This window comes from Citreicoccus inhibens (genome assembly GCF_019039035.1).
Lineage (GTDB): Bacteria > Myxococcota > Myxococcia > Myxococcales > Myxococcaceae > Citreicoccus > Citreicoccus inhibens.
The window spans coordinates 42,267-57,185 of record NZ_JAHNZT010000022.1; the positions used below are offsets into that span (position 1 = coordinate 42,267).

Below are 14,919 nucleotides of genomic sequence, written 5' to 3' on the forward strand. Positions count from 1 at the left end.
TGACAGTGGACGCGGGCGCGTGCCATGGTGTGGCCCGTCAAGGGCGTGGTTCGCGCCCGCGGAACGCAGGAGGAAGGACGATGGAGTCTCAGCAGCAGGAGATGATGGGGTCGTTCATCACGGGGACCCCGGTGCCCACGCAGGATGAGAAGACGATGGCGATGCTGGCGCACATCGGCACCGTGGTCGCCAACCTCTTCATGGGCTTTGGCTTCCTGGTGCCACTGTTCCTGATGATGACCAAGGGCAAGGACTCGTCCTACATCCGGGCGCATGCGGTCGAGTCGCTCAACTTCCAGATCACCTGCCTCATCGCCGGTCTGGTGGGCGGCGCCACGGCGTGTCTGGGCGTGGGGCTGGTGCTGCTGGCCGTGGTGTTCATCGCGGCGGTCGTCTTCGGCATCATCGGCGGCCTGAAGGCCAACGAGGGGCAGCTCTACAAGTACCCCGTCGCGCTGCGACTGGTGAAGTAAGCACGCGGCAATCCGGGCGGGTCCATCGCACTCCTCAAGGCGATGGCCCGCCCGAGTCGCGTCTGGAGTTCAGCCGCCAATGCCCATCATGGGCAGCAGGGTGGCGCCGTTGCCGGCGTCGGTGAACCGATGGCCCTCGGGCTTGTCGCCCAGCGCGCGCCGCACGGCCAGCGCCAGCTCCTCGTCGCTGGCTCCGCCGCGGATGAGCTGATGCAGCGGCGCTTGCGCGCGGCCTCCCAGGCAGCTTCGCAGGTCCCCGTTCGACGCCACCCGCACGCGGTTGCACCCGCCGCAGAAGTTGCGCGTCAGCGGGGAGATGAAGCCCACGCGCCCCGCGTCGGTGCGCCAGTAGCGAGCGGGGCCGGCGGTGTCGGACGTGCCGGGCTCCTCGGGCTCGGGCGTGAGGGACAGCCCCGCCTCCTGGAGTCGCTCCAACAGCTCGGCGGTGGGCACGGGCGTGCCCTGGCCAAAGGGCATCAGCTCGATGAAGCGCGGGGTGATGCCGCGCGCGTGCGCATAGGCCACGAGCGCGGGGACCTCGCTGTCGTTCACGCCGCGCATCACGACGACGTTGAGCTTGAGCGACGCGAACCCCATGTGCGCCGCCGCGTCGATTCCCCTCAGCACGGCGTCGAGGTCCCCCTGACGGGAGATGCTCCGGAACGTCGAGGTCTCGAGCGTGTCGAGGCTCAGGTTGAGCTGGCTGACGCCCGCCTCGCGCAAGGGCAGGGCGAGCGTCTCCAATCGGCTGGCGTTGCTCGTGATCGCCAGGTGCGCCACGCCGGGCAGCGCCGCGAGCCGCTGGGCGATGTCGAGGATGTCGGGGCGGATGAGGGGCTCGCCGCCAGTGAGGCGCACGCGACGGATGCCCAGGCGCGCGAAGACGGAGGCGATGCGCGCGAACTCCTCCGCGGTGAGCAGATCCTTGCGTCCGCCCCACGAGGCCGGTGAGCAGTAGGCGCAGCGGAAGTTGCAGCGGTCCGTGACGCTCAGCCGCAGGTACGTCATGACGCGCCCCTGCGCGTCACGCAGGGGAGGGGCGAGCGGAGTCGTCTGGAGTTCGGTCATCACGGGCGCTCGTCCACCGTGCCAGCCGCTTGAGTGCTCAGCCCTTGGTTCCCGTGGCCGAACGCACGGCCACCTGGAGCTGCTCCTCCGCCGAGGTGCTCGCGGGCGGGCGGTTCCCCGGAGCGGTCGTCTCCGAGTCGTCCTCCGCGTCCGTCAGCCGCGCCAGCTCCGCCTCGGCCTCCAGGGCCTCCGCCTCCACCTGGAGGGGCTGGAGCTTGCGCTGCGCCATCTCCTCCTTGATGCGGATGAGGCCCTCTTCGCCGATGTCGAGGAACGCGCGCACCACGTCCGGATCGAACTGCGTGTTCGCGCAGCGCTTGATCTCCTGGATGGCGTTGGCGAACGACGTCCCCTTGCGATAGGGGCGATCGCTGGTCATCGCGTCCAGGGTGTCCGCCACGGCGAAGATGCGCGCGCCCACGTGGATCTCCTGACGCTGGAGATTGCGAGGGTAGCCCGCGCCGTCATACCGCTCCTGGTGAGACAGGACGATCTGCGCTGGCGTGGAGAGGAAGGGGATGTTCTGGATCATCTGGAAGCCGATCTCCGGATGCTTCCGCATCTCCAGCCACTCATCGGGAGTCAGCTTGCCAGGCTTGAGCAGCACCGCGTCGGGAACGCCAATCTTCCCGATGTCGTGCAAGAGGGCGCCGCGGCCAATCTCATCCAGCTCCTTGCCGTGGATGCCCATGCGATGCGCGATGGCGCTCGTGTAGCTCACCACGCGCAGCGAGTGGTCGCTCGTCTCGTGCTCGCGCGCGTCCAGCGCCGCCACCAGGGCCAGCAGGGTGTTCTGGTACGTGTTCGCGATGTCGCGCAGCGCGGTGCGCAGCTCGGCGGTGCGGTCGCGCACCTTGCGCTCGAGCTTCTTCTGGTAGCGCTTGCGCGCCATCTCGATGCGCCGCTTGGCCAACGCGCGCTCGATGGCGCGGATGAGGTCGGTCAGCTTGGGTGGCTTGAGCAGGTAGTCCACGGCGCCACGGCGAAGACAGTCCACCGCGGACTCGGTGTCGCCGTAGCCGGTGAGCATGATGACGGACGTGTCCGGCAGTCGCTCCCGCAGATTCTCCAGCAGCCAGAGGCCATCCCGGCCCGGCATCTTCATGTCGCTGATGACGAGCGGTGTGTCCTCTTCGCCCGCGACGTCCAGCGCCATCTCGGCGCCGCTGGCCACGACACAGTTGTAGCCCTCCTCCCGGAGGAGGACGGAGATGACGTCCCGGACGGAGTCGTCATCGTCGACGATCAGGATTCGAGGCGGGGCAGGAGGGATGGCTTCCACGGGGGGGGATTCTAGAGGTTTCCCGCTTTCAAAGGCGAACGAGTAAGAGAAATTACCACCTTCACGCGGGCAGGCGGGCGGGCGGCCGATCATACCGGAACGGCGCCAGGTCCACGGAAGGACGTTGTCCGAGCACCGCCTCGGCGACCAGTTTCGCGGTGATGGGGGCCAGGAGGATGCCGTTGCGGAAGTGTCCGGTGGCCAGGAAGAGGCCGGGGGTGGGCCCCCCTCCCAGGTAGGGCAGGCGGTCCTCGGTCCAGGGGCGGAAGCCCGCCCAGGTCTCGGTGATGGGGGCCTCGGCCAGCTCGGGGCACAGCTCCAGGGCCATGTCGAGGATGCGGGCCACGCCGGCGGCCGTCACCTGCTTGTCGAAGCCAACCAGCTCCATGGTGCTCCCGGCGATGACACGCCCATCCACGCGGGGCACCAGGTAACCCTTCTCCGACGTGACGATGCGCTCCAGCAACGGAAGCCGTGTCTGGAACTGCACCATCTGCCCGCGCGCCGGGCGCACCGCCTGCGCGGCCACGCCCGCCCCGGGGACCAGGGCGGACCACGAGCCGGCCGCGAGCACCACCGCGTCCGCGCGCAACACCTGACCATCCAGGTCCACGCCCACCGCGCGCCCGTTCTCGTGCACCACGCCGCGCACGTGGCCGCTCTGGAACCGGGCGCCCACCCGCGCCGCGGCCATGGTGAGCGCGCGCACGAGCAGCCGGTTGTCCACGTGGTGATCATCCGGGAAGTGCGCGGCGGCCACGGCGCGGGGTGACAGCTGAGGCTCCAGGGCCCGAGCCTCCGCGCCATCGAGTCGCTCGGCGCGCAAGCCCAGCCCGCGCTGCCAGCTCACGGTGGCCTCCAGGTGGTGCACGCCGGCCTCGTCGAACACCGCCTTGAGCAGGCCGCACGGGCGATAGCCCACGTCCACGCCAGTCAGCTCGCGCAGCTCCGCGGCGAAGCTCCCATAGAGCGCGCGACTGCGCAGGCACAAATCCATGAAGGGGCCGGGGCCCTCGGACTCCCACTGCGGCGCGAGGATTCCGGCCGCGGCGCTCGATGCCTCGGCGCCGGGAATGGAGCGCTCGAGCACGGTGACGCGCGCGCCCCCTTGTCGCAGCCGCAGCGCGATGCCGCAGCCCATGACGCCGCCACCCACCACGATGACTTCCGTGTCTTGCATGTGTGCGCTTGTGCTCGCCTCAGCGGGGCTTTGCAAGCGAGATGGCGAAGGTGCACCGGGGTCCGGTTGACGACGCGAGGCTTTGGCGCTACCCATGAGTCCGTGCGTTTCGCTTCCGTGCATCATCCCCATGCGCATCATCGGCCGGCCCTCGACGGGACCGTTGGCCACGCGCATGCCGGGGTGATCCGCTAGCTCGCACACCCTCGTTCCGGCACCTGCCGCGATGACCGAAGGCCCGTCCCCCCAGGACGGGCCTTTTTTCGTTTTCCCCTCGCAGCCCCAGAGCCCATCGATGCTGAAGATCGCCCTGCCCAACAAAGGCCGCCTGTCCGAGGAGATCCGCGAGCTGTTCCATGACGCCGGATTGGAGGTACGCGCGAGGGGAGCGCGCGCGCTGTCTGCCTCGCTGGGCGGCCAGTTCGAGGCCCTCTTCGTGCGAGCCCAGGACATCCCCGAGTTCGTCGCGGATGGCGCGGCGCACGCCGGTGTCACGGGGTGGGACCTCGTGAGTGAGGCGGGACGTCCGGTGGAGCTGCTGCGCGACCTCGAGTTCGGTCGCTGTCGTCTGGTGGTGGCAGCCCGAGAGGACAGCGGCATCGCGACCGAGGCGGACGTGGCGGACGGCATGCGGGTGGCGAGCTGCTTTCCCCGACTCACCCAGGCGCACTTCGAGAAGGTCGGGCGCAACGTGACGGTGGTGCCGGTGTCGGGCGCGGCGGAGATCTCGCCGCGCCTGGGAATCGCGGATCTCGTGGTGGATCTCACGTCCACGGGCTCGACCCTGCGGATGAACGGCCTGCGCGAGGTGTCCACCGTGCTGGAGTCGAGTGCGCGGCTCGTCGCCTGCCACGGCAACGACGCGGACGCGCGGCTCGCGTTGGACGAGATGTCGCGAGCGCTGGGCTCGGTCATCGCCGCGCGCGGCCGGCGCTACCTCATGGCGAACGTGCCCAAGCTGGAACTGGGGCGCGTGCGCGAGGTGCTCCCTGGACTCAACGGACCCACGGTGGTGGACGTCCTGGATGGGGGGCGCTTCGTGGCGGTGCACGCCGTCGTGTTGGCGCGGACGCTCGACGCCACCATCCGCGCGCTGAAGGCACTCGGTTGTGAAGGCATCCTTGTGACCCGCATCGAGAGGTTGATGGCATGAGCACCTCCCTCCTGAAGTATCGCGGTGCCCTCGCGGAGCTTGACCCCGAGTCGCGCCGGTCCTTGTTGCAGCGCGCCTCCTCGACGGACACGCACGTGACGGAGCAGGTCCGCACGGTCATCGCCCGAGTGCGCGCGGAGGGCGACGCGGCCCTCTTCGCGCTGGCGCGCCAGTTCGACCGGGTGGAGTTGGCGGCCTTGGAAGTTCCTCGCGTGCGGTGGGACGCGGCGCTCGCGAACCTGTCGCAGCCCCTGCGCGCCGCGCTCTCCCGCGCCGCGGGCAACATCGCCCGAGCCCACGCCGCCCAGCGTCCGCGCACCGTGGAGGTGGAGACCGAGCCGGGCGTGTTGGTGGGCCGCAGACCGGACCCATTGGGGCGCGTGGGCGTCTACGCGCCCGGCGGTCGCGCCGCGTATCCGAGCAGCGTGCTCATGGGCGTGGTGCCCGCGAAGGTCGCGGGCGTGGGGGAGATCATCGTCTGCTCGCCGCCCGGACCGAATGGGTTGCCGAGCCCCGGGGTCCTCGCGGCAGCGGCCTTGGCGGGCGCGGATCGCGTCTTCTCCTTGGGCGGCGCGGGCGCGGTGGCGGCCATGGCCTACGGCACCCCAACGGTGCCCCGCGTGGATCGCATCGTGGGGCCGGGCAATGCCTACGTCGCGGCGGCGAAGCTCCAGGTGGTGGACGCGGTGGGCATTGATGCCCCCGCCGGGCCGAGTGAGCTGCTGGTGGTCGCCGACGCCACCGCGAGCCCCGAGGCCGTCGCGCGGGAGATGGTGGCGCAGGCGGAGCACGACCCGGATGCGTGCTGCGTCGCGCTGGCGCTGGGGGAGGAGTTGGCGCGAGCGATCGCCGACGCGGTGGACCGTGTGGCGGGGGAGGCGAAGCGGGATGCCATCGTCGCCGCCGCGCTGGCCGGGCAGGGCGCGGTGTTGAGCGTGGCCACGCTGGATGAAGTCTGGCCCTTCGTGGCGGACTTCGCGCCCGAGCACTTGCTCATCGCCACGGCGGCGCCCCAGGCCGACCTCGCGAGGGTGCGCAACGCAGGGACGGTCTTCCTGGGCGAGCGCTCGTCCGTGGCCTTCGGCGACTACCTCACCGGCGCGAACCATGTACTGCCCACCGCGGGCTTGGCGCGGGTGTACTCGGGCTTGAGCGCGCTCGACTTCTTCCGGTGGACGACCTACCAGCGCGTGGAGCGCTCCGCCGCGGTGTCACTGGCCGGAGACGCGGGCGCCATGGCCGATGCCGAGGGGCTCTATGCGCACGGCGACGCGGCGCGGGCCTGGAGGTTGGGATGACGGCCGCGAAGGCGGAGTGGCGAGACCTGACGCCCTACCGGCCCACGACGCGCATCTGCCGCGTGAACCTGGGAGACAACACCAACCTCTTCGGCATGCCGCCCAGCGCGGAGCGCGTGCTGCGCGAGGCCGGAGTCGACAGCGTGGCGCGCTACCCCGAGAGCTACGCCCCGGGCCTGAAGCGCGCGGTGGCGACCTACGCGGGCGTGGCGCCGGAGAACGTGACGACGGGCTGTGGCTCTGACGATGTGATCGACTCGGTGCTGCGCGCGTTGAGCGCCCCAGGTGAGGCGGTCGCGTTCTCGGACCCTACTTTCGTCATGGTGCCTGTGTTCGCGCGAGTGAACGGCTTGCGGCCCGCCCCCGTGCCTCTTCGCGCGGACTGCTCGCTCGACGTGACGGGCCTGCTCGCGACGGGCGCGCGAGTCATCTACGTGTGCGCGCCGAACAACCCCACGGGTACGGCTGTCTCGCGGGCCTCCCTGGAGGCGCTCGTGGCGCAGGCCCCGGGCGTCGTGTTGATCGACGAGGCCTACGCGGAGTTCTCGTCGAGCGGTGGCTTCTTGGACCTCGCGCGCTCCTGCCACAACGTGCTCGTGACGCGGACGATGTCGAAGGCCTTTGGGCTCGCGGGCATGCGAGTTGGATGGGCCGTGGGGAGCGCCGAGTTGGTGGCGGAAGTGGAGAAGGCGCGCGGCCCCTACAAGCACGCCGCGATGGCCGAGGCGATGAGCATCGCGGCGCTCTCGGAAGACGTGCCATGGATGCGAGCGCAGGCAGAAACGGCCATCGCGAACCGTGAGCGGTTTCGTGAGGCACTCCAGGGAATGGGGCTGCGCGCACTGGACTCGGACGCCAACTTCCTCCTCGTGCCCCTGCGCGGTGCCATGAGGGTGGCGGAGCGGATGCGCGACATGGGCGTGAACGTCCGGGCCTTTCAGGGGCTGGCGGGGCTGGGAGACGCGCTGCGCGTGAGCGTGGGGCCCTGGCCGTTGCTCGAAGAGGCGCTGGCCGCGCTGCGCGAGGCCCTGCCATGCGAGTGACGGTCTTCGACTATGGCGCAGGCAATCTTCACTCGCTCACCAAGGCGCTCGCGCTCGTGGCTGGCGCGCACGTGTGTGTTCAGGAGGATGCTCGGCGTGCCCTCGACACCGACGTGCTCGTGTTGCCAGGGGTGGGCGCCTTTGGTGCGGCGGCGGCGCGGCTCGAACCGGGCCGCGAACGGATGCGCCGAGCGCTCGATGATGGCTTGCCCTGTCTGGGCATCTGCCTGGGGATGCAGCTCTTGTTCGAGCAGAGCGAGGAAGGGCCGGGCGCCGGGCTCGGCTACTTCCGAGGCCGAGTGACGCGATTGGCAGCGCGCCAGGTGCCCCAGATGGGTTGGAACACCGTCCGCGATGCTCCGTCCGTGGAAGCCGCGGGGTTGCGCCACGTGTATTACGCGAACAGCTACGCGTGCCGCGCCAGCGAGCCGAGCGAAGTCGTGGGATGGACGACGCATGAGGGGGACACGTTCCCCGCCTCGGTGCGCCGAGGTCGGGTGCTGGGCGTCCAGTTCCACCCGGAGAAGTCGTCGCTGGCGGGCGTGAACTTCTTGAGGACCACCCTCGCGGAGTGGGGGTCATGAGGGCCATTCCCGCGATTGATCTGCGCGAGGGCGCCTGTGTCCAACTCGTCGGGGGTTCGTACGCGGAGGAGCGGGTTCGCGTGAAGGATCCGCTGGAGGCGCTGGCCCGCTGGCGAGCCCACGGCTTCACGTCTTTCCATGTGGTGGACCTCGACGCGGCGCTGGGGCGAGGCACGAACGCATCGGTGATCGCCCGGCTCGTGGCGGCAGCGCCGGGGCTCGTGTTCTCGGTGGGCGGAGGCGTGCGGGACAGCGAGCGCGTGGCGACGCTGATCGAAGGCGGCGCCTCGACGGTCGTGGTCGGCACGCGCGCCGTGGAGGACCTCGCGTGGCTGGAGGACGTCGCGTCGCGATTTCCGGGGCGGGTGTTGGTGGCCGCCGACGTGAAGGGCCGCGAGGTGGTGACGCGCGGCTGGACGGAGGGCAGTGGCCAGGACATCGCGCCAGTGCTCGCGATGTTCGCGCGGCTTCCCCTGGCGGGGTTGCTGGTGACGGCGGTGCACAAGGAAGGCCGGATGGGCGGTGTGGACCTCGCGTTGATGCGAGAGGTCGTGGACGCGAGTCCTCACCCGGTCGTGGCATCGGGGGGAGTCACCACGCTCGAGGACCTTCGCGCGTTGGACGCAGCGGGCGTGCAGGGCGCGGTCATCGGCATGGCGCTGTACACGGGGCGGCTGGATGCGAGCGCGGTGGCTCGGGAGTTCGCGGAATGAGCACGGTGGTCCGAGAGACGCAGGAGACGCGGGTGCGCGTGGTGCTCGCACGCGGTGACGGCATGGCGCGGGTGGACACGGGGCTGAAGTTCCTGGACCACATGCTGGCCACGCTGGCGCGGTATGCGGGATGGGCGCTGTCGCTGGAGGCGCGCGGCGACCTCATGCACCACGTGATGGAGGACGTGGCCATCACGCTGGGCGCGGCGGTGCGCCAGGTGATTCCCGCGACAGCCGCGCGTTACGGCGAGCGCACCGTGCCCATGGACGATGCGCTCGTACAGGCGTGCCTGGATGCAGGGGGGCGGTTCTTCTACCGTGGCCCCTTGAAGAGTCCGCTCTACGAGCACTGGATGCGCTCGTTCAGCGAGCACGCCGGGCTCACGCTGCACCTGCGCGTGCTGCGAGGAACGGATCGTCACCACGTGACGGAGGCGGCGTTCAAGGCGCTCGGACTGGCGCTGCGGGACGCGATGGTGGACTCAGGGGCCGTGTTCAGCCTGAAGGGCTCGGTCGTGATGGAGGTGAGCGAGTGCTCGCGCGGCGACTGATTGTCTGTCTGGACGTGAAGGACGGGCGGGTCGTGAAGGGCGTCCGCTTCGAGGGCTTGCGCGACATGGGGGACCCGGTGTCGCTCGCCCGGCGCTACGAGGCGGAGGGGGCCGACGAAGTGACGTTCCTCGACATCTCCGCCACCGAGGAGTCGCGCGCCACGCTGTGGGCCCTGGTCCAACGCACCGCCGAGCGGCTGTTCATCCCGCTCACCGTGGGGGGCGGCGTGCGCACCGTGGAGGACGCGGGCCGGGCGCTGCGCGCGGGCGCGGACAAGGTGTGCCTCAACTCGGCGGCGGTGGCGAACCCCGCGGTGCTCACCGCCTGCGCCGAGCGCTTCGGCTCGCAGGCCGTGGTGGCGAGCATCGACGCGAAGCGCGAGGCGCACGGCTGGCGTGTCTACACGCACGGTGGCAGACGGCGGACTGACTGGGACGCAGTGGCCTGGGCGCGCGAGTGCGTGCGTCGCGGCGCGGGCGAAGTCCTGCTCACCAGCGTGGACCGCGACGGCCTACGGCAGGGCTATGACGTGGCGCTGACGCGCGCGGTCTCCTCCTCGGTCGATGTTCCAGTGATCGCCTCGGGGGGCGCGGGCTCGGGCGAGCACGTCCGTGACGCACTCCGCGAGGGTGGGGCGGATGCCGCATTGGTCGCGGGCATCCTTCACGAAGGCGTCACCACGGTGAGCGCGCTCAAGGCGACGTTGCGCGACAACGGCATCGAGATTCGGAGCCAGGGATGAGTGATGGACAGTCGTTGATGCGTGCCGCCGCCGAGGTGGCTCGCAAGGCCGGGGACGTGGCGCTGGGGTACTTTCGCGGAGGCACCGCGGTGGACACCAAGCGTGATGGAACGCCCGTAACGGCGGCGGATCGCGAGGCGGAGCAGGTGGCGCGCCAGTGGCTCGAGGCGCGCTTCCCCCAAGATGGAATCCTGGGTGAGGAGTTCGGCGAGACGCGGCCGGGTGCGCCGCGCAGGTGGATCCTCGACCCCATCGATGGCACGAAGACCTTCATCCGGGGCGTCCCGTTGTGGGGCACGCTGGTCGCGGTGGCGGAGGGCGAGCGCGTGGTCGCGGGCGCCGCGTACTTCCCCGCCGTGGGGGAGTTGATCGTGGCGGCACCGGGGCAGGGCTGCTTCTGGAATGATCAGCGAGCCCGCGTGTCCACGGAGTCCGACGTGTCGAAGGCCGTGGTGCTCGCCACGGACGAGCGCTTCTTCCGCTACCCCGAGCGAGGCGCGGCGTGGCGTGAGCTGACGCAGCGCGCGGCCCTCTCGCGCACGTGGGGCGACTGCTACGGCTATCTGCTCGTGGCCACTGGGCGCGCCGAGGTGATGGTGGACGAGATGCTGTCGCCGTGGGACGCGGCCGCGTTGCAGCCCATCATCGAGGAGGCGGGGGGCGTGTTCACCGACTGGACGGGTGCGCGCACGTCCTTCGGCGGCAGTGGCATCGCCACCAACGCGGTGCTGGCCCAGGACGTCCGGGCCCGGCTGGGCGCGATGGGGAGCCCCTGATGCTCGACCTCGCGACGCTCGACTTCAGCAAGGGACAAGGCGTGGTGACGGTCGTGACCCAGGACGCGCGCACGGGCGACGTCCTCATGGTCGCGCACGCGGATCGCGAGGCGCTCGAAGCGACGCTGCGCACGGGCGAGATGCACTATCGGTCTCGGACCCGAGGGCTGTGGCACAAGGGCGCCACGAGTGGGAACACGCAGCGGGTGGTGTCCCTGCGCGCCGACTGTGACGGGGATGCGGTGCTCGCGCGGGTGGAGAAGGCCGGGCCCGCGTGCCACACCCAGACCGAGACGTGCTTCGGCCCTGGGCTCGATGATCCGCTCGCGCACCTGGACGCCTTGCTCGCATCGCGCGCCACCAGACCCGCGGAGGAGGGCGCGCCCCCGGGCTACACCCGGCGTCTGCTGGGGGATCGGAACCTTCGCCTGAAGAAGCTGGGAGAAGAAGCCGCGGAACTCGTCACGGCCTGCGCGGATGGTGATTCGACCCGCGCGGTCGAGGAGGCGGCCGATGTGCTGTACCACGTCCTCGTCGCGCTGCTTCCGCTGGGCCGCACCGCGAACGACGTGAAGGCAGCCCTTGCCGCCCGCGCTCGGCGCTGATCCATCCTCCCAAGGGCGGATGTGTCATTTGTGACCCCGGCGGGATTGTCCAGTCCCGTTGTACCTGGACAGTCCAATTGGTTACGCCAACCCTCACTTGGGGGATGTGTGTCTCCTCCTCTTCAACGCTCACAGTGATCCTGCTACAGAGTCCGACCACGGGGGCACGGGGGCATGCTGATGGAGTGCCCCCAGTCCAACGCGACCGTTTCACCGGAGGCATCGTGACTCCCACGTACCAGTCCGAAGTCATCGACCGCATCATCTTCTCCCGCTGGCACAACCCGCCGACGAAGGACGATGTGGCGGCGATGATGGCGCAGATGGAAGAGGCGGCTCGGCGGCTCGGGCAGAACCTGCTCTACATCGCGTCCATCAGCCCGAAGGCGAAGGTTCCGGACGCGCAGGAGCGCGCGTACCTCAACCAGATGGTCGCCGAGGGACGCCGCTTCTGTGAGCAGTCCTGGCTCGTCTACGAAGGCACCGATCTCCAGCACAACCTTCAGCGCGTCATCATCTCGGGCGTGCTCATCCTCACGCGCACCTTCGACAACTACCTGTCCGTCGCGAAGTCCGCGGACGCCATCGTGAAGGATGTGGGCACCGCGCTGAAGAAGGACGCGAGCCCCATCTTCAAGGTCGCCCGAGAGCGCGGCCTGATCGCCTGAGCGCCCACACGGCAGGGCCCCGCCCGGGTGCCCTGCCATGCGAGGCCGGTGGCCCGGCGTCCTAGCGGGCACCCACCACTTCGAGTTCGTTGAGCACCAGCTCCGAGCTCGCTGGGAACACGCTGAGGCTGTCCACGTCGAGCAGCGGGGCCGCCAGCGGGCAGGCCTCCCATGCGCCTGTGCCCTGGAAACGGCACACTGTCGGGTTGACGAACGCGAAGCCTCGCTCGGGATCCTCCATCATCCCCGCGCTGCGAGGCGTGCGCACGATGGCGCGCACCGACCCGGGTCCCTTCGCCCGGACCCGCAGCGATGACACCTGCTTCAGCGGCGGGGCGTACTCGGCTCGCAGCGCGCCGTCCGCATCCCAGCGCACCGTGCGCGCGGCGTCCTTGAGCGGGACCCCCGTGGCCGCGTCACCATCGAAGGCGAGCGCCCCGTTGAGGGCCCCCGTGAGGTGGTCGGGTTTCAGTGGCTGGGTGTCGCCCGTGGGATGGACCGCCAAGGTCGCCAGCACGGGCGCCTGTCGTCCCTGTTGGACAGCGGCGGCGTTGAGCACCGCGTCCGGGAGGTGATGGCCCTTCGCGCACAGGGGGGCGAGGTCCTGGAGGATGTCGAGCACGTCGCGGGAGACCGTCCCGTCCGACACCGCGGCGGCGCCCAGCGTCGAACCGATGACGCGCTCGCACGTGGTCGCGGTGGCCGGCCCCGCGTGCTCCAGGCTCCAGCGCAGCTCCGCCAGATCCGGGGCCCGTCCGGCGGCGGACTCCAACAGCCCCCGGCCCACCGCGTCCGCGCAGGTGTTCTGGCCCTCGCCGCAGCGCCCGCACAGGTCCCCCAGCAGTTCACGCAGCGGTGACGCACCGGCGGCGAGGGGCGCGCGAGCGGCCAGGGCCGTGCCCAACTCGCAGGCCCGTGAGGGTGGGTGCGGGCACGCCTCCAGTTGCCGCCGTGCGTCGGAGACGGCGCGCGCGTCTTCGGGCGCTCGCAGCGCGGACTCCAGGGCGCGGTCGAGTGTCCGACACTCGGTGGCCACTGGGGCGCTGGGGACCGGGGCCACGGGGGGGGCGGGCTGCCCGCTGGGCGGGGAAGCGGGGCTCTGATGGGACACGTACCAGAAGCGCGCGAAGGCAAGCAGCGCTGCGAGCATCAGGGCGATGCGGTGAAGAGGGAAGCGGCGCACGAGCAAACTCCTTGATTCCGACCGGTAGCGGGGGTTATCAGCGCCCGCGAGTTCCATCCGCAAAAATGACGGAGGCGTGTGTGGCTGAGACTTTCGACGTGGTGATCATCGGCTCGGGGCCTGGCGGCTACGTGGGGGCCATCCGCGCGGCGCAGCTCGGGCTGAAGACGGCCATCATCGAGAAGGACAAGCGCCTGGGTGGCACGTGCCTCCACCGAGGCTGCATTCCCACCAAGTCCCTCCTGTGGACGGCCGAGCTGTTCCACCACATCAAGGAGTCCTCGGACTTCGGTATCGATGTGGCGAACCCGACCGTCAACTGGGCCAACGCCCAGAAGCACAAGGACAAGGTCGTCACCAAGGGTGCCAACGGCATCGACTTCCTGATGAAGAAGAACAAGGTCACGGTCATCAAGGGCCATGGCCGGATCTCCGGGAAGGGCAAGGTCGAGGTCACGGCCGAGGACGGCTCCAAGCAGACGCTGGACGCCAAGAACATCATCATCGCCACGGGCTCGGTTCCCAAGTCGCTGCCGAACGTGACGGTGGACCACAAGCGCGTGATGAACAGTGACTCCATCCTGGGCATCGACCGCATCCCCAAGAGCATCATCGTCCTGGGCGCGGGCGCGGTGGGCTGCGAGTTCGCCTCCGTGTTCAACCACGTCGGCAGCAAGACGGCCATCGTGGAGTACCTGCCCAACCTGCTGCCCATCGAGGACGTGGACGTCTCCAAGGAGCTGGAGAAGATCTACAAGCGCCGCGGCATCGACGTGCACACGGGCGCCAAGGTGGAGAAGGTCGAGCACACCGCGGACGGCGTGCGCGTCACCATGTCGGTGGGCTCCGAGACGAAGACGCTCGAGGCCGAGCTGCTCCTGTCGGCCGTGGGCCGCGCGCCGGTGACCGAGGACATCGGGCTCAACAAGACGAACATCCAGACCGACCGCGGCTTCATCAAGGTCGACTCGATGAACCGCACCAGCGAGCCCAACGTCTACGCCATCGGCGACGTCATCCCCACGCCGATGCTGGCGCACATGGCCAGCGCCGAGTGCGTCCTGGCCGTGGAGCACATCGCGGGCAAGAACCCGGCGCCCATCAACTACGACCTCACCCCGTCCGCCACGTACTGCTACCCCGAGGTGGCGTCCGTGGGCCTCACGGAGAAGAAGGCCAAGGAGCGCGGCTACGACGTCAAGGCGTCCACCGCCCCGTTCGGCGCCGTCACCAAGTCGGCCATCTCCAATGAGTCCATCGGCCTCATCAAGATCGTCGCGGACAAGAAGTACGACGAGGTCCTCGGCATCCACATCATCGGGCCGCACGCCACGGAGCTGCTCGCCGAGGCCTGCGTGGCGATGAAGCTGGAGATCACCACCGAGGAGCTGGCGCACACCATCCACGCCCACCCGACGCTCTCCGAGATCATGCACGAGGGCGCCGAGGCCACCCTGGGCCACCCGCTGCACTTCTAGTCGCGCCCCGCGCTCGCGCGGCTTTCGGACAAGCCGTCCCGACAAGGCCATTCGCCTTGTCGTGGGCGGCTTTTCCACGTTTGGAGCAACAGGCGCTATCCTCGCCGGTCTTCACGAGGAT

16 protein-coding genes are annotated in these 14,919 nt (G+C 70.0%); 12 read left to right on the forward strand and 4 right to left on the reverse strand.

Annotated elements, in window-relative coordinates; genetic code table 11:
• Positions 1-80 precede the first annotated feature (80 nt).
• Positions 81-473 carry a DUF4870 domain-containing protein gene (locus tag KRR26_RS23355; protein WP_120203557.1) on the forward strand — a complete coding sequence of 131 codons (393 nt, stop codon included), beginning with the start codon at positions 81-83 and terminating at the stop codon, positions 471-473.
• A 69-nt stretch (positions 474-542) separates the two neighbouring features.
• On the opposite strand, the gene moaA is transcribed toward KRR26_RS23355, so the two are convergent.
• From moaA to thiO, 3 genes are all read right to left on the reverse strand, one after another.
• Entirely contained in the window at positions 543-1,541 is a 999-nt protein-coding gene (gene moaA / locus KRR26_RS23360; RefSeq protein ID WP_217080914.1) for a GTP 3',8-cyclase MoaA, read from the reverse strand.
• A gap of 37 nt (positions 1,542-1,578) precedes the next feature.
• Positions 1,579-2,823, reverse strand: a complete 1,245-nt coding sequence (locus tag KRR26_RS23365; RefSeq protein ID WP_120203560.1) for an HD-GYP domain-containing protein — start codon at positions 2,821-2,823, stop codon at positions 1,579-1,581.
• A gap of 61 nt (positions 2,824-2,884) precedes the next feature.
• Complete coding sequence (gene thiO / locus KRR26_RS23370; protein ID WP_217080872.1) at positions 2,885-4,003, reverse strand: glycine oxidase ThiO; 1,119 nt, start codon at positions 4,001-4,003, stop codon at positions 2,885-2,887.
• A gap of 295 nt (positions 4,004-4,298) precedes the next feature.
• Here thiO and hisG point away from each other — a divergent pair, with 295 nt between their 5' ends.
• The 10 genes from hisG to KRR26_RS23420 all read left to right on the forward strand — a co-directional run bounded on the left by hisG (position 4,299) and on the right by KRR26_RS23420 (position 12,137).
• Positions 4,299-5,156: an ATP phosphoribosyltransferase gene (hisG, locus tag KRR26_RS23375; RefSeq protein ID WP_120203563.1), complete on the forward strand. Its 858-nt coding sequence runs from the start codon at positions 4,299-4,301 to the stop codon at positions 5,154-5,156.
• Entirely contained in the window at positions 5,153-6,454 is a 1,302-nt protein-coding gene (gene hisD / locus KRR26_RS23380) for a histidinol dehydrogenase (protein WP_120203564.1), read from the forward strand. The genes hisG and hisD overlap by 4 nt, the downstream gene beginning before the upstream one ends.
• Positions 6,451-7,497 carry a pyridoxal phosphate-dependent aminotransferase gene (locus tag KRR26_RS23385; protein ID WP_217080873.1) on the forward strand — a complete coding sequence of 349 codons (1,047 nt, stop codon included), beginning with the start codon at positions 6,451-6,453 and terminating at the stop codon, positions 7,495-7,497. Before hisD ends, KRR26_RS23385 begins: the two co-directional genes overlap by 4 nt.
• Positions 7,488-8,081 carry an imidazole glycerol phosphate synthase subunit HisH gene (gene hisH / locus KRR26_RS23390; RefSeq protein WP_120203568.1) on the forward strand — a complete coding sequence of 198 codons (594 nt, stop codon included), beginning with the start codon at positions 7,488-7,490 and terminating at the stop codon, positions 8,079-8,081. The genes KRR26_RS23385 and hisH overlap by 10 nt, the downstream gene beginning before the upstream one ends.
• Positions 8,078-8,794: a 1-(5-phosphoribosyl)-5-[(5-phosphoribosylamino)methylideneamino]imidazole-4-carboxamide isomerase gene (locus KRR26_RS23395; RefSeq protein WP_217080874.1), complete on the forward strand. Its 717-nt coding sequence runs from the start codon at positions 8,078-8,080 to the stop codon at positions 8,792-8,794. The genes hisH and KRR26_RS23395 overlap by 4 nt, the downstream gene beginning before the upstream one ends.
• Positions 8,791-9,345 (forward strand): imidazoleglycerol-phosphate dehydratase, encoded by a 555-nt coding sequence (locus KRR26_RS23400; protein WP_217080875.1) that lies wholly within the window; start codon positions 8,791-8,793, stop codon positions 9,343-9,345. Before KRR26_RS23395 ends, KRR26_RS23400 begins: the two co-directional genes overlap by 4 nt.
• Positions 9,327-10,088 carry an imidazole glycerol phosphate synthase subunit HisF gene (gene hisF, locus KRR26_RS23405; RefSeq protein WP_120203572.1) on the forward strand — a complete coding sequence of 254 codons (762 nt, stop codon included), beginning with the start codon at positions 9,327-9,329 and terminating at the stop codon, positions 10,086-10,088. Before KRR26_RS23400 ends, hisF begins: the two co-directional genes overlap by 19 nt.
• Entirely contained in the window at positions 10,085-10,864 is a 780-nt protein-coding gene (hisN, locus tag KRR26_RS23410) for a histidinol-phosphatase (RefSeq protein WP_217080876.1), read from the forward strand. The genes hisF and hisN overlap by 4 nt, the downstream gene beginning before the upstream one ends.
• Complete coding sequence (gene hisI / locus KRR26_RS23415) at positions 10,864-11,469, forward strand: phosphoribosyl-AMP cyclohydrolase (protein ID WP_217080877.1); 606 nt, start codon at positions 10,864-10,866, stop codon at positions 11,467-11,469. The genes hisN and hisI overlap by 1 nt, the downstream gene beginning before the upstream one ends.
• A gap of 224 nt (positions 11,470-11,693) precedes the next feature.
• Positions 11,694-12,137 carry a DofB protein gene (locus KRR26_RS23420; RefSeq protein ID WP_233576713.1) on the forward strand — a complete coding sequence of 148 codons (444 nt, stop codon included), beginning with the start codon at positions 11,694-11,696 and terminating at the stop codon, positions 12,135-12,137.
• 61 nt (positions 12,138-12,198) lie between these two features.
• Here the strand turns inward: KRR26_RS23420 and KRR26_RS23425 are convergent, their stop codons facing one another.
• A complete protein-coding gene (locus KRR26_RS23425; RefSeq protein WP_328707196.1) occupies positions 12,199-13,320 on the reverse strand; it encodes a hypothetical protein in 1,122 nt (373 codons plus the stop codon).
• An 80-nt stretch (positions 13,321-13,400) separates the two neighbouring features.
• Between KRR26_RS23425 and lpdA the strand changes: the two genes are divergently transcribed.
• The gene (lpdA, locus tag KRR26_RS23430) at positions 13,401-14,798 is read left to right on the forward strand and encodes a dihydrolipoyl dehydrogenase (RefSeq protein ID WP_120204142.1); all 1,398 of its coding nucleotides are present in this window, start codon (positions 13,401-13,403) and stop codon (positions 14,796-14,798) included.
• Positions 14,799-14,919: the final 121 nt, after the last annotated feature.